Annotated in this window: 16 protein-coding genes; 10 read left to right on the top strand and 6 right to left on the bottom strand. The window is 68.8% G+C overall.

Going from position 1 to position 17,088, the window contains the following annotated elements:
• Nucleotides 1-571 precede the first annotated feature (571 nt).
• Complete coding sequence (locus tag J7500_RS15085) at nt 572-1,510, bottom strand: DMT family transporter (protein ID WP_294062697.1); 939 nt, start codon at nt 1,508-1,510, stop codon at nt 572-574.
• A 43-nt stretch (nt 1,511-1,553) separates the two neighbouring features.
• Here J7500_RS15085 and proS point away from each other — a divergent pair, with 43 nt between their 5' ends.
• The 3 genes from proS to J7500_RS15070 are packed head-to-tail and all read left to right on the top strand — an operon-like array spanning nt 1,554 to nt 4,704.
• Nucleotides 1,554-3,083: a proline--tRNA ligase gene (gene proS, locus J7500_RS15080; protein WP_294062675.1), complete on the top strand. Its 1,530-nt coding sequence runs from the start codon at nt 1,554-1,556 to the stop codon at nt 3,081-3,083.
• Entirely contained in the window at nt 3,083-3,682 is a 600-nt protein-coding gene (locus tag J7500_RS15075) for a TIGR02466 family protein (protein ID WP_294062673.1), read from the top strand. The genes proS and J7500_RS15075 overlap by 1 nt, the downstream gene beginning before the upstream one ends.
• The gene (locus tag J7500_RS15070) at nt 3,679-4,704 is read left to right on the top strand and encodes a pectinesterase family protein (RefSeq protein WP_294062672.1); all 1,026 of its coding nucleotides are present in this window, start codon (nt 3,679-3,681) and stop codon (nt 4,702-4,704) included. The genes J7500_RS15075 and J7500_RS15070 overlap by 4 nt, the downstream gene beginning before the upstream one ends.
• Here the strand turns inward: J7500_RS15070 and J7500_RS15065 are convergent.
• Nucleotides 4,694-5,026: a PilZ domain-containing protein gene (locus tag J7500_RS15065; protein ID WP_294062671.1), complete on the bottom strand. Its 333-nt coding sequence runs from the start codon at nt 5,024-5,026 to the stop codon at nt 4,694-4,696. The genes J7500_RS15070 and J7500_RS15065 overlap by 11 nt on opposite strands.
• A gap of 52 nt (nt 5,027-5,078) precedes the next feature.
• Nucleotides 5,079-6,536: a glycerol-3-phosphate dehydrogenase gene (gene glpD / locus J7500_RS15060; protein WP_294062670.1), complete on the bottom strand. Its 1,458-nt coding sequence runs from the start codon at nt 6,534-6,536 to the stop codon at nt 5,079-5,081.
• A gap of 56 nt (nt 6,537-6,592) precedes the next feature.
• On the opposite strand from glpD, the gene rnr reads away from it, so the two are divergent.
• Both rnr and J7500_RS15050 read left to right on the top strand, forming a co-directional pair.
• Complete coding sequence (rnr, locus tag J7500_RS15055; RefSeq protein WP_294062668.1) at nt 6,593-8,836, top strand: ribonuclease R; 2,244 nt, start codon at nt 6,593-6,595, stop codon at nt 8,834-8,836.
• A gap of 13 nt (nt 8,837-8,849) precedes the next feature.
• Entirely contained in the window at nt 8,850-9,170 is a 321-nt protein-coding gene (locus tag J7500_RS15050; protein WP_294062666.1) for a hypothetical protein, read from the top strand.
• Here the strand turns inward: J7500_RS15050 and J7500_RS15045 are convergent.
• Nucleotides 9,161-9,583, bottom strand: a complete 423-nt coding sequence (locus J7500_RS15045; RefSeq protein WP_294062664.1) for a hypothetical protein — start codon at nt 9,581-9,583, stop codon at nt 9,161-9,163. The genes J7500_RS15050 and J7500_RS15045 overlap by 10 nt on opposite strands.
• A gap of 375 nt (nt 9,584-9,958) precedes the next feature.
• On the opposite strand from J7500_RS15045, the gene J7500_RS15040 reads away from it, so the two are divergent.
• From J7500_RS15040 to J7500_RS15025, 4 genes are read left to right on the top strand one after another with little or no spacing between them, the layout of a single operon-like run.
• Nucleotides 9,959-10,231: a PadR family transcriptional regulator gene (locus J7500_RS15040; RefSeq protein WP_294062662.1), complete on the top strand. Its 273-nt coding sequence runs from the start codon at nt 9,959-9,961 to the stop codon at nt 10,229-10,231.
• Nucleotides 10,228-10,872, top strand: a complete 645-nt coding sequence (locus J7500_RS15035) for a hypothetical protein (RefSeq protein WP_294062660.1) — start codon at nt 10,228-10,230, stop codon at nt 10,870-10,872. Before J7500_RS15040 ends, J7500_RS15035 begins: the two co-directional genes overlap by 4 nt.
• 54 nt (nt 10,873-10,926) lie before the next feature.
• A complete protein-coding gene (locus J7500_RS15030) occupies nt 10,927-12,447 on the top strand; it encodes a serine hydrolase (RefSeq protein WP_294062659.1) in 1,521 nt (506 codons plus the stop codon).
• Between the two features lie 51 nt (nt 12,448-12,498).
• The gene (locus J7500_RS15025) at nt 12,499-13,008 is read left to right on the top strand and encodes a hypothetical protein (protein ID WP_294062658.1); all 510 of its coding nucleotides are present in this window, start codon (nt 12,499-12,501) and stop codon (nt 13,006-13,008) included.
• Between the two features lie 15 nt (nt 13,009-13,023).
• Here the strand turns inward: J7500_RS15025 and J7500_RS15020 are convergent, their stop codons facing one another.
• The gene (locus J7500_RS15020; RefSeq protein ID WP_294062656.1) at nt 13,024-14,199 is read right to left on the bottom strand and encodes a saccharopine dehydrogenase NADP-binding domain-containing protein; all 1,176 of its coding nucleotides are present in this window, start codon (nt 14,197-14,199) and stop codon (nt 13,024-13,026) included.
• Between the two features lie 164 nt (nt 14,200-14,363).
• Between J7500_RS15020 and J7500_RS15015 the strand changes: the two genes are divergently transcribed.
• A complete protein-coding gene (locus J7500_RS15015) occupies nt 14,364-15,233 on the top strand; it encodes a class I SAM-dependent methyltransferase (protein ID WP_294062655.1) in 870 nt (289 codons plus the stop codon).
• A 13-nt stretch (nt 15,234-15,246) separates the two neighbouring features.
• Here J7500_RS15015 and J7500_RS15010 read toward each other — a convergent pair whose 3' ends face one another.
• Nucleotides 15,247-17,031 (bottom strand): ABC transporter transmembrane domain-containing protein, encoded by a 1,785-nt coding sequence (locus tag J7500_RS15010; protein WP_294062653.1) that lies wholly within the window; start codon nt 17,029-17,031, stop codon nt 15,247-15,249.
• Nucleotides 17,032-17,088: the final 57 nt, after the last annotated feature.

Below are 17,088 nucleotides of genomic sequence, written 5' to 3'. Positions count from 1 at the left end.
ATACTGTCCCAGACCACTTTGAAGAGCGTCCGCCGATCCCGATCTCGCAATGAACGGCTGGGAACGGCAACTTTCCGGCCCTGTGCCCCCAAAGGGGCCGGACCGCTTTCCACCCGATCTCAGGCATATTCTGGGGGCGCTAGCGCTGCCTGGAAGCGGAATGGGCTCGTGCTGGATTTTGTCCACGCGGCCTAGGACGTATCGACATCCAGGTCCCTCGCCCCTCCGTGAGGAGGCGGAGAAGCAGGTTGAATGTCGATACAGCCTGGCGCCCCGGCGCACGATCTTGCCGCTTGCAAAATAGGATTTGTCCTGAAACAAAACGGGAACGTTCTTTCTCAATCTGAATATAATCGGCGTCTCGCGCGCACGCGCACACGCACATGCACGCGCGCAGGCATATACGCACGCGCATGCGCCCGCGTTGGAGTGTCCACTTTGTCCACTTCCGCCGTGTCCACTTCCGGGCATCGCGCCGCCGGATCGGCCGATGGCAGGCCCCGCTCGAACCGCCGCGATAGTGTGACCTTGGTGTGACCTTTGGTCTCGGCCCGACCGGCCGATGTCCGGCCTAGCTCGCCGGCGCGTCGGTCGCGCCTTCGGTCTGGCGTACGTGGCGCACGCGCTCGCGCCACACGATGTAGAGCCCGCTCGCGATGATCAGCGGCGCGCCGATCCAGGTGTAGGGCGTGGGCCAGGCGCCGAAGATCGCCCAGCCGTAGAGCGTCCCCCAGATCAGGCTCGAATAGTCCATCGGCACCACTGCCGAGACCGGCGCGAAGCGCAGCGATCCGGTGAGCGCGAGCTGGCCCATGCCGCCGATGAGGCCGATGCCGACCAGGATCGCCCAGGTCGCCGCGTCATGCGCCTGGAGCTGGAAGGCATAGGCGATCCCCAGCGGCGGCAGCGACAGCACCGAAAACCAGAAGACCGTGGTGCCCGTGCTCTCGGTCCGGCCGAGCTGGCGCAGCAGCACCGCCACGATCGCGACGAACAGCGCGGCGAGCAGCCCCACGACTGCCCCGTAGAAGGGGAAGTGCCCGCTCCACGGCTGGGCGACGATCAGCACGCCCACGAACCCCGCGATCACTGCGCCCCAGCGGTGCCAGCCGGTCGGCTCGCGCAGCAGCACCGCGCCCAGGATCGTCGCGAAGATCGGCACGGTGAACTGCAGCGTCGTCGCCTCGGCCAGCGGCAGCAGCAGCACCGCGCCGAAGGTGAAGAACATGCCCGTCACGCCCACCGCCGTTCGCGAGACGTGCGCGCCGAAGCGGCTCGTCTTCACCGAAGCCAGTCCCGGCCCCATCGCGATCCAGCCGGTCACCAGCGGCACGGCCCAGAGCTGGCGGTGGAACATCGTCTCGACCAGCGTCGCGCCGCGCGTCTCGGCGAGCTTGATCAGCGCGGACATGGTCGAGAGGCAGGCAATGGCGAACAGCCTCAGCGCGAGGCCAGTGAAGACGCGGTCGTTCTGCATTGGCTTGAGGCGGTAGGCGCAGGCCCGCGTCATGTCCATGTTGCGGCTGCGGGGTTACGACCTTAGAGGCGGGGCCATGATCAAGCACGCTCTCAACGTCACGCGCGACGCCGATTTCGCGCAATGGTACCAGACCGTCATCTCCGAGGCCGACCTTGCCGAGGAATCGGGCGTCCGCGGATGCATGGTCATCCGGCCGTGGGGCTATGGCATCTGGGAGCGCATCCAGCGCCTGCTCGACGATCGCATCAAGGCGACGGGCCACGAGAACTGCTATTTCCCGCTGTTCATCCCGCTCTCCTATTTCGAGAAGGAAGCCGAGCACGTCGAGGGCTTCGCCAAGGAGATGGCGGTCGTCACCCACCACCGGCTGGTGAGCGACGGCAAGGGCGGGCTCGTCCCCGATCCCGAGGCGAAGCTCGAAGAGCCTCTGGTCGTCCGCCCCACCTCCGAGACGGTGATCGGCACCGCCTTCGCCCGCTGGGTCCAGTCGTGGCGCGACCTGCCGGTGCTGATCAACCAATGGGCGAACGTCGTCCGCTGGGAAATGCGCACGCGCATGTTCCTGCGCACCAGCGAGTTCCTCTGGCAGGAGGGGCACACCGCCCACGCCACCGAGGCCGAGGCGCGCGAAGAGACCCGCAAGATGCTTGAAGTCTATCGCAGCTTCGCCGAGGAATGCGTGGCGATGCCGGTGGTCGCCGGCGAGAAGCCCGAGAACGAGCGCTTCCCCGGCGCGGTCGAGACCTGGTCGATCGAGGCGATGATGCAGGACGGCAAGGCGCTCCAGGCGGGCACCAGCCATTTCCTCGGCACCAATTTCGCCCATGCCCAGAACATCCGCTTCCAGAATGCGGAGGGCCAGCTCGAATTCGCGCAGACGACCAGCTGGGGCATGTCGACGCGCATGATCGGCGGGCTGATCATGACGCACGGCGATGACGACGGGCTCCGCGTGCCGCCGCGCGTCGCGCCCTGGCAGGTCGTGATCGTGCCGATGCTGCGCGACCAGCCCGAGGATCAGGCGATCGTCGATTACTGCAAGGAGCTCCAGCAGCAGCTTTCGGTGCTCAGCGTCTTCGGCGAGCCGGTGCGCGCGCTGCTCGACCTGCGCCCCGCCAAGGCTGCCAACAAGCGCTGGGCCTGGGTCAAGAAGGGTGCGCCGCTGGTGATCGAGGTCGGCGGGCGCGACGTCGCGGGGGCGAACGTCTCGGTCATCCGCCGCGACCGGCTCTACCGCGAGGACGGCAAGCTCGACAGCGCGATCCTGCCGCGCGCCCAGTTCGTCGACGAGGCGACCGGGCTGATCGAGAGCATCCAGCAGTCGCTGTACGACCAGGCCAGGGCGCGCACCGAGGCCAACATCCGCCGCGACGTGGCCGACTTCGCCGCGCTCGAAAAGGCGTTCGAGGGCGAGAAGCCGGGCTGGGTCGAGGTCAATTGGTCGAAGCCCACCGGCGCCGAGCTCGACCAGGTCGTCGAGCGGCTGAAGGGGCTCAAGCTCACCTTCCGCAACGTGGCGATCGGCGCCGCGCCGGCCGAGGGCAACTGCCTCTTCACCGGTAAGCCCGCGGTCGAGCGCATCCTGGTCGCGCGCGCCTATTGATGCGGACGCTCTTCGCCACGCAGGTCTATCAGGAGCCGCTGGGCGACGCGGAGCTGCTCGATGCGCTGGAGGAGTCGTGCCTCCAGCTCGCCGAGGATGACGTTGCCGGCAAGCGCTGGTGCCGCGAGCACGGCTATCGCGGCTACACCAGCTATGCCTCGCTCGACGATCTGCCGATCCGCGATCCGAACTTCGCGGACCTGAAGCGGCTGCTCGACCGCCACGTCGCGCGCTTCGCCGAGGCCTGCGCCTTCGATCTGGGCGGCAGGAAGCTCAAGCTCGACAGCCTCTGGGTCAATGTCCTCGACGGCAAGGGTGGGCACAGCGGGCATATCCATCCGCACAGCGTCGTCTCGGGTACGCTCTATGTCGCGCTGCCGCCGGGCTCGCGCGGGCTTAGGTTCGAGGATCCGCGCCTCGCGATGCTGATGGCCGCCCCGCCACGCCGCGAGGATGCGCCGGAGCTTCTGCGGAGCTTCGTCGAGGTGTTGCCGGAGCCGGGGGAGGTGCTGCTGTGGGAAAGCTGGCTGCGTCACGAGGTCCCACCCGGCGCAGGCAAGGACAAGCGAGTCAGCATCAGCTTCAACTACCGCTGGTGACCGGCCGCCGCGCCTTCCTCGCCGGGGCGCTGACCCTGCCGCTCGCCGCGCGCGCCGAGGAGCAATGGGACGCCGTGGTCGATCCGCGCACCGGCACGCTCGGCGCCGCGCTGGAGCAGGCCGCCGCGGCGGGGGGCAGGCCCTTCCGCATCCTGGTGCGGCCGGGCCGGCTGGTCGAGAAGCTGACCATCGCGACGCCCAATGTCACGATCGTCGGCAGCGCGGCAGGGACCGAGCTGGTCCATGGCACCTATGCCGGCCTGCCGCATCCGGGTGGCGGGACCTGGGGCACGGGCCGCTCCGCCACGCTGACGGTCGCCGCGCCGGGCGTGACGCTCCGCAACCTCACCATCCGCAACAGCTTCGACTATGTCGGCGTCAAGCGCGACGGGGAGGGCAACGGCGCCCAGGCGGTTGCGCTGATGATCACGCGCGACGCCGACCGGGCCTTGGTCGAGGACTGCCGGCTCGAAGGTTATCAGGACACCTTCTACCTCCAGTCGCGCACGCGCGTCGCCCGCTGCCGGATCGCGGGCGGGGTGGACTTCATCTTCGGCGGCGCCGCGGCCTGGTTCGAGCAATGCGACATCGTCACGCGCTTCGTCCCCGGCACCAATGGATCGGGCTTCGTCACGGCGCCGAGCACGCCGGCGGCGCAGCCCTTCGGCCTGGTCTTCGATCGCTGCCGGCTGCTGCGCGAGCCTGGCGTGCCGAACCACTCGGCCTGGCTCGGCCGGCCGTGGCGTGCAGGCGGGGACATGGCGCTCACCGGCCAGTCGGTGTTCCTGCGCTGCTGGATGGACGCGCACATCCGGCGCGAGGGGTGGACCTGGATGGGCTACAAGGGTCCCGACGGCGAGCGCCGCCAGCTCACGCCGCAGGAAGCACGGCTGTTCGAATATGCGAGCCACGGGCCTGGCGCAGGCCCGGCTTCACCGACGCGGCGGATGCTCAGCTCCGAAGAGGCGAGCCGCTTCGTTCGAACCGATGTGTTGAGCGGCTGGGACGGGCTCAGCAGATGACGAGCGTAAGCGAGCGCATCAGGCTGCGCTCGATCGGGGCGTCGAAGCGGCAGCCGATATGGTCGCCGTCGTTCCACACCACGGTCGCCGCGACGGGCATGGTGCCCTTGATCCGCAGCCACAGCCGTTCGCCTTCCGCATGCTCGGTCGAGCAGGCCAGACGGCAACCATAGACCGACAGGTCGTGCAGCGTCGCTTCCAGCGGCTCCTCGCCCTCGCCGCGAAGCGTGGCTTGCGACACGAGGATGCGGTGCCGCGTTTCGCGACGCTGGTCTACGAGCGCCGGACCGACGCTTCGATACTGCGATAGCCTTGTTGCCATAGCCCTCTCACCCCCGGCCAAGATGGCTACATTCTGACTTATCAACAATTGGTTAAGCGATAGTTGCTTGCCACCACGCGGTGAACCGAGCGCGTTCGGCCTCGCTGAGGTGCAGGCCGAGCTTGCTGCGCCGGAAAAGCACGTCCTCGGGCGTCCGCGCCCACTCCCGCGCGTGCATCCAGCGCGCCTCGATCTCGGTGAGTCCCGCACCGAACGCCTCGCCCATCGCCGTCTCCTCATGCACGTCGCGCAGCATCTCGCCGAGCAGGCTGCCATAGGCGCGCGCCATCCGCCGCGATCGCGCGTCGCCGAGAAACGGCCAGCGGCCGCGGACCTGGTCGAGGAAATGCTCGAAGGCGGGGATCGCGCCGCCGGGGAAGACCCGCGCACGCGTGCAGGCGCGGGTCTCGATGCCGAGCACCTTGCCGATCTTCTCGACCGCTTCCTCGCCCAGCGCGCGCGCCGTGGTGATCTTGCCCCCGAACACCGAGAGCGCCGGCGCCCCATCCTCGTCGAGCTCGAGCAGATAGTCGCGCGTCACCGATTGCGCCGCCTTGCTGCCGTCGTCGTGCAGCGGCCGCACGCCCGACCAGCTCCATGCCACGTCCGAGGGCCCGACCTTGCGCGTGAAATAGCGGTTCACCGCAGTGCAGAGATAGGTGACTTCCTCGGCCGAGCACCCGGCGTCCTCGGGTTTTTCGACCGGCACGTCGGTGGTGCCGATTTCGGTGAAGCGGTCCTCATAGGGAATGGCGAAGACGATGCGGCGGTCGGGCTGCTGGAGGATATAGGCGTGGTCGCCGTCGAACAGCCGCGGCACGACGATGTGGCTGCCCTTGACCAGCCGAACCCGTGACGCGGTCGAGATCCCGGCGCGGCCGATGAGGTCCATCACCCAGGGTCCGGCGGCGTTGACGAAACAGCGGGCCTCGACCTTGCGCCCGTCCGAGAGCTCGACATGCCACAGCGGTCCCTCGCGCCGAGCGGAGAGCAGCGAGGTGCGCGTGGCGATCTCGGCGCCGTGCGCGGCGGCGTCGACGGCATTGGCGAGCGTGAGGCGGGCGTCGTCGACCCAGGCGTCCGAATAGACGAAGCCGCGGTGCGTGCCTGCGAGCGGATCGGTGTAGGCCTCGTCGCGCGCCGAGAGGCCGCGCGAACCGGGGAGGCTCGATGCGCCGGCGAGCAGATCGTAGAGATAGAGGCCCGCGCGGACCATCCACCACGGGCGCAGCGCATGGGCGTGGGGCAGCACGAACGCCATGGGCCGGATCAGGTGCGGTGCGGCGGCGAGCAGCCGTTCGCGCTCGTGCAGCCCCTCATAAACCAGCCGGAACTGGTAGTTCTCGAGATAGCGGAGCCCGCCGTGGATCAGCTTGGTCGAGGCGGAGGAAGTGTGACCCGCCAGGTCGTCCTTCTCGACCAGCAGCACGCTCAATCCGTTGAGCGAGGCCTCGCGCGCGATCGCGCAGCCGTTGATGCCGCCGCCGGCGATGAGAAGGTCATAGGGCACAGGCGCCAGACTAAGGAGTTGGTAGGCGGGTCGCGAGTCCCTATTGTGAGGGTCCAATGGCAAGAACCAAAACAAAAGCAGGCCTGCCCACCCGGCAGCAGATCCTCGATTTCATCACATCGTCGGATGCGCCCGCGGGCAAGCGCGAGATCGCCCGCGCCTTCGGGTTGAATGGGCAGGACAAGATCGCGCTCAAGGCGCTGCTCAAGGACATGAGCGACGAGGGTCTGATCGACGTCGCCCCCGGCCGCGCCTTCCACAAGATGGGCGGCGTGCCCAAGGTGACGGTGCTGCGCATCGTCGATGCCGACGGCGACACGACCTGGGCGGTGCCAGAGCGCTGGGAGGCCGAGGGCGTGCCCGTGCCGCGGCTGCGCGTCCGCGAGCCGCGCGGCAAGCGCAGCGCACTGGGTGTGGGCGACCGCATTCTCGCGCGCACCGAAGAGGCCGGCAACGGGCTGATCGCGCACCCGATGAAGAAGCTCGCGCGCGGCGAGGAGCAGATGCTCGGCGTGGTGCACGAGGAGGGCGGGCGGCTCTATCTCCAGGGCGTTGAGAAGAAGGAGCGGCGCAGCTATCCGATCTCGGACCGCAACGGCGCCGAGCCGGGCGATCTGGTGCTCGCCGAAAAGGCGGGCCGGCCGCCGCGGATCTTCGCCCGCGTCACCGAGCGGCTGGGCGACCCCTTCGCGCCGCGAAGCTTCTCGCTGATCGCGATCCATCGTCACGGCATTCCCAATGTCTTCTCGGACGAGCTGCTCGCCGAGGCCGAGCGCGTCTCGAAGCAGGAGCTGGGCGAGCGCGAGGACCTGACGCACCTGCCGATCGTCGCGATCGATCCGGCCGATGCGCGTGACCATGACGACGCGGTCTGGGCGACCCCCGACGAGGATCCCGCCAATCCCGGCGGCTGGAAGGCCGTGGTCGCGATCGCCGACGTCAGCTTCTACGTCCGGCCGGGATCGATCCTCGACCGCGAGGCGAGGAAGCGCGGCAATTCGGTCTATTTCCCCGACCGGGTCGTGCCGATGCTGCCCGAGATCCTCTCGGCCGAGGTCTGCTCGCTCAAGCAAGGCGCCGACCGCGCGGCGATGGCGTGCCACCTCGTGGTCTCGAAGGACGGGACGCTCAAGAACTGGCGGTTCAGCCGGGCGATGGTGCGGATCGCGGCGAACATCGCCTATGAGGACGCGCAGGCGGCGATCGACGGGACGATCGAGCACCCGCTGACCGAGTCTGCGCTCAAGCCGCTGTGGGACTGCTGGCGCGCGCTCTACAAGGCGCGCGAGAACCGCGAGCCGCTCGACCTCGACCTGCCCGAGCGGCGGATCATGCTCGACGAGATGGGGCGCATCCTCTCGGTGGCCCCGCGCGAGCGCTTGGACGCGCACAAGCTGATCGAGGATTACATGATCGCAGCCAATGTCGCCGCGGCCAAGGCGCTCGAGGCGAAGAAGGCGCCGGTGATGTACCGCGTCCACGAACCGCCGGCGCGCGAGAAGCTCGTCGCGCTCAAGGAATATCTCAAGACCTTCGACGTCGAGTTCGCGCTGGGGCAGGTGATCAAGCCCGCGACCTTCAACCGCATCCTCGAGCGGGTGGGCGAGGCCGATTTCCGCCCGCAGGTGATGGAGCAGGTGTTGCGCACCCAGACCCAGGCCTATTACGGCCCCGAGAATGCGGGGCATTTCGGCCTGTCGCTCGGCAGCTATGCGCATTTCACGTCGCCGATCCGCCGCTATGCCGACCTGATCGTCCACCGCTCGCTGGCCGAGGCGTACAAGCTGGGCCCCGGCGGGCTGACCTTCGACGAGGCGGCGACAATGGATCGCATCGGCGAGAGCATCAGCCAGCTCGAGCGGCGCGCAATGGAGGCCGAGCGCGAGACGATCGACCGCTATGTCGCCGCTTACCTGTCCGAGCATGTCGGCCAGGTGATGGAGGCGCGGATCACCGGCGTGCAGAACTTCGGTTTCTTCGCGACGATCGAGGGGATCGGCGGCGACGGGCTGGTTCCGGTGCGCGACCTGGGGGCCGAGTTCTTCCGTTACGACGAGACCACCCACCAGCTGGTGGGCGACGACAGTGGCGAGAGCTTCGCGCTCGGTCAGCGCCTGCCGCTCAGGCTGGTCGAGGCTAATCCGGTGTCGGGCGCGCTGCGCTTCGAGCTGCCCAACGGCAAGGGTTCGGCGTCGAGCAGCGCCGAACGCGGCGACCGAAGGGGCCCGCGGGGACCCAAGCGCGACCTCAAGCGGCGCGGGCGGCCCGCCAACATCCGGCACCAGGGCCGCAAGCGCTGAGGGGAGGCGAGCAATGACGACCGGGGGCAATGTGGTGCCGATCGCGGCCGCTGCGGCGGCACGGGCGCGGCGCCGCGTGATCAATCACTTCTGCGTCTGGCACGCGACCAGCCCGCAGGACGCGATCGAATACAGCCCGCCGAGCCTGATCGAGCAGCGCCAGTTCGACCGGCTGCTCAAGGCGGGGGTGATCAAGGCCGCGCTGCCCGGGCTCTACTGGGTCGATCTCGCCGCACGCGAAGCAGCGGACGAGCGGCGGCGGCGCAAGCTGGTGCCGCTGGTGATCGGCGCCAGCGTGGCGATCGCCGTGGCGCTGCTGCTGCTTTACCGCTGACGCGAGATTCCGCGGGTGCGGGCGGCGCTCACCTGCGAGCGCAGCATCTCGAGCCGTTCCCGGACCGCGCGGCTTTCAGGCCCGGAAAAGCCGCCTGCGCGGTAGCCGAAGCCGCCGACGCGGCGGCTCTCGCGAAGCAGGGCGCGCTCTTCGCGCCGCGTGATCTGCCCATTGTCCTGCGCCTGGCGGATTTCACGGCGGAGATTCCCGAGCTCGCGGGCATAGCCGTAGCCCGGCTGCGCTTCGCCCGCGCGCTCGGTTCGGTAGCCGCCGCGCGGCTGCGTGATGGTGCCGCCCCAGTCGCCTGCGCGTGGGCGGGGTGCGGTGGCGCCCGTGGGGCTGCCGAGGCTCTGCGCAGCAGCCGGCAAGGGCAGGAGCAGGGCGGCGGCGAAAACCAGCGGAACGATGCGCATAGGACACCTCATGCGTTCGATGGGCAATTGTTCCGTATTCGTCATGAACTCGCTGTGAACATCGGAGCCCGGTACCCCGGCGGAGTGGGACCGGAAGTTGACAGTCCGAAGTGGACAGCTGGAAGTCGACAAGGTTGACACCCTCCGCAGGGTTTTTCCGTTTTGCCGCGCTGTTTCCCTGCGCGGAGATCGAAGGTGACTGAACTGTCAAAGAGCGAGTGGCGCCCAGGCCGACAACAGAGAGCCAAGCAGGCGAAATCCTATTTTGCAAGCGTGCCGTGCGTGCCGTGCGGAGCGCTTAAAAGGGTGATTGACTCTTAAATCTACATATGTTGCATTCCGCACATGGTTCGGAAGCGGCAACCGTCGAAGCAGATGCGCCTTCTCCTCGAGGCGATGTCGGCGCAGCGCCTGCACTGGCGCCACGGCTATGATCTGATGAAGGAGACGGGCCTGTCGTCGGGCACGCTCTATCCGCTGCTGATGCGGATGACCGACCAGGGGCTGGTCGAGGCCGAATGGCACGAGCCGGCGCAGCCCGGACGGCCGGCGCGCCATGCCTATCGGCTGACCGCCGAGGGCTTCGCGCTCGCCCTGGCGATGGCCGAGGGGCGCGGCGACCTTCCGTCCACCGGAGCCCTGGCGTGAGAGCCCGGCTGTCACGCGCGGTGATGGCGCTGGCGGTCTGCTGCATGGGCGAGAGCCGCCGCGAATGGACGCTTGCAATGCGGGCGGAGTTCGAGGCGGCAGCGGCGGAGGGCAAGCCGCTGGCCTTTGCGCTCGGCTGCCTGGCGGCGGCGTGGCGCGAGCTGCTGACGCGCGAGGAAGGTCGTTTCGTGCTGACCAATTATGGGCTGGCGCTGGGCCTCATGCTGCCGATGGCAGCGCTGCAGATCGGATGCGCGCTGCTCGGCCTGCCCTATCTCTATCCGGGGCAGAAGGGACTTGCCGGTGCGCTGCTGCAGGGCGGCGCGCAGGAATCGCTGCTGCGCGGCGTCTATCAGGCGGCGGTGCCTTCGCTCGCGGTGCTGCTGTTGCTACTCGGCGTGGCGCATCTGCGCATTGCCTGGGCGATGCTGGAGCATGACTGGTCGCGCGTGACACGAACCGGGACGCTGATGCTGGCGGCAGCGGCAACGCTGGTCATCTTCATGGGCGCGCTGTTCCTCGACGGGAGCCAGGCGCTGCTGCAGGGCGCGGTGCTGGCGATCGAGCTGGCGACGGTCTCGGTCGTCGCGCGCTGGCATGCCCAGCTCTTTCCTCCGGCACTGGCCGAAGACGCCGCCTGATAGCGTTTCCGGGTGCTCCGCCGCCAACTCCCATACAAATGAAGAGAGACGTCGATGGCGAATTCGACTGCGCGCCTGGGGGCATTGTTGCTTGGCGGGGCCGGTGCCGCGCTGATCGCCTCGGGAGTCGCGGCGGCGCAGCCCGTGGAGGCGCGCTGCGCCGCGCCTGCTCCCGAAGCGGGCGGGCCGAGCAACGAACACAGCCGCTATGTCGACGCGAACCTGAACCCGGCCGTGATCCAGAATGGCGCCAAGCCCTACAGCCTTGCCGAGCGGATGCGCGCCTATCAGGTGCCCGGGATCAGCGTGGCGGTGATCCATGGCGGCAAGCTGGAATGGGCGCGCGGCTGGGGGCTGCGCGACACCGCGACCTGCGCGCCGGTGACGCCCGACACGGCGTTCCAGGCCGCATCGATCAGCAAGGTCGCCACGGCGATGATCGCGCTGCGGCTGGTCGAACAGGGGAAGCTGGGACTCGACGAGGACATCAACCACTTCCTCCACTCGTGGCAGCTGCCGCGCGATCCGAGGCTCGCGCCCGAAGGCGTGACGCTTCGCCAGCTGCTGAGCCACACCGCCGGGCTGGAGGTCCACGGCTTCGCTGGCTATGCGCCCGGCTCTACGCTGCCGACGCCCGAGGAGGTCCTCGACGGCAAGCAGCCGGCCAACAGCGGCGCGGTGCGCAGCGTCCAGCCGGCGGGCGGGCAATGGGCCTATTCGGGCGGTGGCTATGTGCTCACGCAGCTGGCGCTGTCCGACGTGAGCGGAATGCCCTTCGCCGAGCTGGCGCAGCGCGAGCTGCTGCAGCCGCTAGGGATGACGCGGAGCGCCTATGCGCAGCCGCCCTCCGCGGCGATCAGCGCCGACCTGGCCTCTGCCCATGCCGGCGGCGTGCCGATCCCGGGCAAATATCATGTCTATCCCGAGCTTGCCCCGGCCGGCCTGTGGACCAGCGCGACCGATCTCGCGCGGCTGCTGATCGACGTCCAGGCCTCGGCCGCCGGACGGGCCGGGCATCGGCTTTCGCCGGCGATGGCGCGTGCGATGCTGACGCCAGTCAAGGGCAATTGGGGGCTTGGGCCCGCGCTCTATTCGAACGGCGCGCGCCGCTTCGGGCATGATGGGCTCAACGAAGGCTTCCAGACCTTCATGGCCGCCTATGTCGACAAGGGCGAGGGCGTGGTGGTGTTGACCAACGGGGGGCAGGGCAGGCGGCTGATCGACGAAATCGTCCGCGCGATCGCGACCGACTATGGCTGGAGCGACCTGGCCGCCCCGGCCGTCGAGGAGCTGCGGCTGACGCGCGCGCAGCTGGCGCCGGCGGCGGGCCGGTTCGAAGGCGGCGGGCTTTCGGTGGTAATCGAGGTACGGCCGGACGGGCTCTTCGCGGGCACCGGCCTGCCGAGCCCCGAGCGGCTGGCGGCGCTTTCGCCGACGCGCTTCCGGACCGAGGTGCGCGGGATCGTGGTGGAATTCGCGCCCGACTATTCGAGCTTCGACATCGTCGAGGGCGGGCCGCCGATCAAGCTCGTCCGCTCGGTGCCTGTCGCGCCGGCGCCCCGAGGCGTGCCTTGACTCTTAAATCTACATATGTAGAATTATAGCTTCGGAATAGGGAGACGCCACATGTCGTACCTGTGCCCAAGCCTGAAAGTCTTGTTCGCCCCTGCCGCCGCCGCGGCGCTGATTTTCGGTGGCCATGTCGCCGCGGGGCCGGTGGCGGAGCGGTCGCCCTTCTTCGGCGAATGGGAGCTCGATTTGACGCGAATGCCCGCGAGCTATGGCCCGCCGCCGAAGCGCGTGACCTACAGCTTCGAGGACCTGGGCGCGGGCAAGTGGCGGACCAGAGTCGACATCGCCGCGCCGGACGGCAGCGTCCGCCACGTCGCGATGGAATATCGTCGCGACGGGCGAATGGTGCCGGCGTTGGGCGACACTGCCGATGGCGACAGCGGCGCGCTGATGTCACCGGCGCCGAACGTGCTGGTGCTGAGCATCGCCAAGGACAAGGGGCTCGCCTCGGTGCGCGTCTATGCGGTGTCGCCGGACGGCAAGGAGATGACCGAATCCGCCGCCTCGGTCGATAGCCAGGGCGTGCCGTTCGTGCGCAACTTCCACTATCGGCGCATCCGCTGAGCGCCGAGGCGCGGGTCAGCCCTCGGTGCTGAACCGGATGCCGGCATGTGCCTCGAGCCGCTGCTTGAGCGGTTCAGGCATCAGCGCGCCGGCGGTCCAGATGCCGCCCTTGCCCTCGGCGGGAACGTCGCGGAGCAGGCAGAGCGCGCTTTCGGCGATCATCCTGCTGGTCGAGCCATAGCCGGGGTCCTTGTCGCCCTTGACCACCGCCGTGACGCGCTCGCCGTCGGGCATCTCGGCGACAAAGGCGATCTCATAGAAGCCCGTTTCACGTTCTTCCTTGCTCGGGCCTTCGCCGGGGGCGGGGCCCTTGTCGGAGTTCATCGGGTTGAACTTGGCGATCGCCTCGGCCGCCGCCTTGCCGAGATCACCGATGCCGGGGGCGATCGTCATCTCGTCGTAGAGGAAGTCGGCGCCATAGGGATAGCCCGCCAGAAAATTGGTGCGGTGGACGTTCTTGGTGTTGATCACCGCCATCATGAAGGGCGCGACCCAGGCCTCGACCGCGTCGTCGTAATGCGGAACCAGGCCGTTGGGCTGGTGCGGGCCGGTGAAGCCCGGCGTGAGGCCGAAGGGATCGACCATGATCTTGAGGATCGACGGGTCCTTGGCCGCCGCGGCCATCGTCGCCTTGCCGCTGGCGAAGGTGCCGCCGGAGAAGGTGCCCTTCATCGCGCGGATGCGGCCCTTAACGCGCGGCCCGGGCCGGCCGAAGCGGCGCTGCGCCTCTTGCTGGACGGCCCAGACGCCGAGGTCGAACGGTATCGAATCGAAGCCGCACGAGAAGACGATCCGCGCGCCGCTGGCCTTTGCTTCGGCTTCGTACTTGTCGATCATCTGGCGCATCCAGGCGGGCTCGCCGCACAGGTCGACATAGGCGGTGCCGGTGCGGGCGCAGGCGGCGAGCAGCGCCTCGCCGTAAAGCTGGTATGGCCCGACCGTGGTGATCACGACGTTGGTGCGCTGCACCATCGCCTCCAGGCTGGCGGGATCGTCGGCATTGGCAGTGACGAGCGGCGTCTCGGGCGCGGCGCCGATCTCTTCGCGGACCTGTTGGAGCTTGGTGAGCGAGCGGCCGGCCATCGCCCATCTGAGGCTGCCGTCGGCATAGTGCTGCGCGAGATATTCGGCGACGAGGCGGCCGGTGAAGCCGGTGGCGCCATAGACGAGGATGTCGAATTCGCGGCCCATCTTGCTCTCCTGATGCCGGCATACCCGGTCTTCTAAGCAGCGAGTGAAGCAGAGATTGGACGCGAGGGGAAGCTTGGCAAATCCCCACCCCGAGCGTCGCGGGTGCTCGCGCCGCCTATAATGCGGGAAAGCCCGCCGGATTGCGGCGCCTTGCGGAGAAGCAGATGACATTCGGCACTTTCATCCAGCCCCATGAGCAGGACCGCGATGCGGAGGACCTCGCCGAGCGGCTGCAGATCCAGATCTATTCGGGCTACAAGGCGCGCAACGACATCGAGGACTGGATGGGCCGGAACCGCGTGTTCGACGCGATCGCCCGCAAGGTCCGCAAGCTCAAGCTGGCCTATGAGGACCAGTGCTCGGCCAAATATTATTTCGACGTGGTGCGCACGCTGCGCGACCTCAACGGCGAGTTCGACCGCGTGGTCGAAGTGGGCGTGTTCATGGGCGGGTCCACCTCGTTCCTCACGGGGTGCATCGAGCCGTTCGACTTCGACCTCGACCTGGTCGACGTGAGCGCCAACTACCTGCGCTTCGCCTATGAGCGCGTGCGGCGCATGTACCCCGAGGCCGCCAGGCGCATCCGGTTGTTCCACGGCGACCTGCCGAGCTACGTCCGCACGGTGATGCTCGGCGAGACCGGGCGCAAGTCGATCATCCACCACGATGGCGCGCATGATTTCGAGCAGGTCGTCAAGGACATGGCCTCGCTCTATTATGTCCGCGAGCAGCTGCTGGCGATCATCGCGCAGGACACGCATCTGCGCGGCACGATCAAGCACATGAACTTCGTCGACATGGCGCTCTACGCGGTGTTCGGCACCGATCTGACCTATGCGCCGATCGGCGCCGCCTATGCCGAACAGGATGCGCGCACCGAGCCCAACCGCTTCCAGGGCAATTATTTCATGCCCGGCGTTCCCGAGGGCGTGGTGATCCCGATGGCGGCGAACCGCTTCCACTACCCCCACCCGGCGCTGAGCATCGACGACTTCCTGCCCGCGCTGGCCGGCGAGGCGGCTGCGGCGGCCTAGGCCGCCACAAGCCTCAGGCGTCGAACTGGAGCGAGGCCAAGCGGGCATAGAGGCCGCCCTGGCCGACGAGCTCGGCATGGGTGCCGGTCTCGACGATGCGGCCCTCGTCCATCACGATGATCCGGCCCGCGGCGCGGACGGTGGCGAGGCGGTGGGCGATGACGAGCGTGGTGCGGTTCTGCATCAGCCGCTCGAGCGCGTCCTGGACGAGGCGTTCGCTCTCGGCGTCGAGTGCGGAGGTGGCTTCGTCGAGCAGCAGGATCGGCGCGTCGCGGAGCAATGCGCGCGCGATGGCGAGCCGCTGGCGCTGGCCACCCGAGAGGCGCGCGCCCCCTTCTCCGAGGAAGGTGTCGAGCCCCTGCGGCAGCTCGCGCAGGAAGTCGGCGGCGTTGGCGGCGCTCGCGGCCGCCCAGATCGCCTCGTCCGACGCGTCCCAGGCGCCGTAGCGCAGGTTGTCGCGGGCGGAGGCGGCGAAGATCACCGTCTCCTGCGGCACGATCGCCATCCGCGCACGGACGTCGGCCGGATCGGCCTCGCGCACGTCGAGGCCGTCGACGCGGACAGTGCCGGTTTCGGGGTCGTAGAAGCGCTGGAGGAGCTGGAAGAGCGTCGACTTGCCCGCGCCCGAGGGGCCGACCACGGCGACGGTCTCGCCCGGCGCGACCGCGAGCGAGAAGTCCTGCAGCGCCGAAGTCTCGGGGCGGCTCGGGTAGCGGAAGGTGACATGGTCGAACGCGATCGCGCCCTCGGCGGGCTGGGGGAGCGGCACCGGGTTGGCCGGCGGCGCGATGTCGGGCTCCTGCGCGAGCAGCTCGGCGAGGCGGCTGGCGGCGCCCGAGGCGCGCAGCAGGTCGCCATAGACTTCGGTCAGCGCGCCGAACGAGCCGGTGACGAGGCCGGCGGTGATGACGAAGGCCGTGATCGAGCCGCCGGTGATCCGGCCGGCGGCGACGCCCGACACGGCGTCCCACATGATCAGCGTGATCGCGGCGAAGAGCAGGCCGATCACCAGCGCGGTCATCACCGCGCGCATCGCGAAGCGGCGCTTGGCGGCGGCGAAGCTGCGCCAGACCGCATCCTGGAACCGCTTCGCCTCGCGCTGCTCCTGCCCGAAAGCCTGGACGATGCGCATCGCGCCGAGCGTCTCCGAGGCGATCGCGCCGATGTCGGCCACCCGGTCCTGGCTGGCGCGCGACAGGCTGCGCACGCGGCCGCCGAGCCAGACGATCGGCAGCACGACGAGCGGAATGCCGACGAGGAGATAGGCGGCGATCGCCGGCGCGAGCGCGAAGAGATAGATGATTCCGCCGATGCCGGTGAGCAAGTTGCGCAGCGCGATCGAGACGGTGGAGCCCACCACTTGCTCGACGATCGCCGTGTCCGAGGTGAGGCGCGAGGCGATTTCGGACGGGCGGTTCTCCTCGAACCATTTGGGCGGCAGGCGCAGCAGGTTGCGGTGGACCGCGGCGCGCATGTCCGCAACGGTGCGCTCGCCGACCCAGGAGACGAAATAGAAGCGCAGCGCCGTCGCGACCGACAGCGCCAGCACGACGAGCAGCAGGCCCTGGAAATAGACGCCGATCCGGCTGGTGTCGGCGCCGGCCGCGAAGCCGTTGTCGACGATCTGCTTGAAGGTGCGCGGGATCCACAGAGTCGCCAGCGACGAGGCCGTGAGCGCGATCGTCGCGATCGCGAGCTGGAGCGGGTAGCGGCGGGTGAAGCCCCAGATGATCAGCAGGTTGCTGAGCTTGCGCTTGGGCTGTGCCGCCGGCGGGGCGGACGGGACGGGATCGGCCATGGGCGCGCGCCTAGCGCGATTGGCGGGGGAGGGGAACTGATTCCCTGTCCCGCAAGG

This window comes from Sphingomonas sp., from assembly GCF_017744835.1.
Classification (GTDB): Bacteria; Pseudomonadota; Alphaproteobacteria; order Sphingomonadales; family Sphingomonadaceae; genus Sphingomonas.
This window is presented reverse-complemented; position numbering and strand designations above follow the sequence as displayed.

Coding starts and splice junctions, on each gene's coding strand:
- J7500_RS15010 (WP_294062653.1), bottom strand. CDS start 17,031: ATGGCCGATCCCGTCCCGTCCGCCCCGCCGGCGGCACAGCCCAAGCGC.
- J7500_RS15030 (WP_294062659.1), top strand. CDS start 10,927: ATGGCGAATTCGACTGCGCGCCTGGGGGCATTGTTGCTTGGCGGGGCC.
- J7500_RS15045 (WP_294062664.1), bottom strand. CDS start 9,583: ATGCGCATCGTTCCGCTGGTTTTCGCCGCCGCCCTGCTCCTGCCCTTG.
- J7500_RS15050 (WP_294062666.1), top strand. CDS start 8,850: ATGACGACCGGGGGCAATGTGGTGCCGATCGCGGCCGCTGCGGCGGCA.
- J7500_RS15075 (WP_294062673.1), top strand. CDS start 3,083: ATGCGGACGCTCTTCGCCACGCAGGTCTATCAGGAGCCGCTGGGCGAC.
- J7500_RS15040 (WP_294062662.1), top strand. CDS start 9,959: ATGCGCCTTCTCCTCGAGGCGATGTCGGCGCAGCGCCTGCACTGGCGC.
- J7500_RS15015 (WP_294062655.1), top strand. CDS start 14,364: ATGACATTCGGCACTTTCATCCAGCCCCATGAGCAGGACCGCGATGCG.
- rnr (WP_294062668.1), top strand. CDS start 6,593: ATGGCAAGAACCAAAACAAAAGCAGGCCTGCCCACCCGGCAGCAGATC.
- proS (WP_294062675.1), top strand. CDS start 1,554: ATGATCAAGCACGCTCTCAACGTCACGCGCGACGCCGATTTCGCGCAA.
- J7500_RS15065 (WP_294062671.1), bottom strand. CDS start 5,026: ATGGCAACAAGGCTATCGCAGTATCGAAGCGTCGGTCCGGCGCTCGTA.
- J7500_RS15020 (WP_294062656.1), bottom strand. CDS start 14,199: ATGGGCCGCGAATTCGACATCCTCGTCTATGGCGCCACCGGCTTCACC.
- J7500_RS15085 (WP_294062697.1), bottom strand. CDS start 1,510: ATGACGCGGGCCTGCGCCTACCGCCTCAAGCCAATGCAGAACGACCGC.
- J7500_RS15025 (WP_294062658.1), top strand. CDS start 12,499: ATGTCGTACCTGTGCCCAAGCCTGAAAGTCTTGTTCGCCCCTGCCGCC.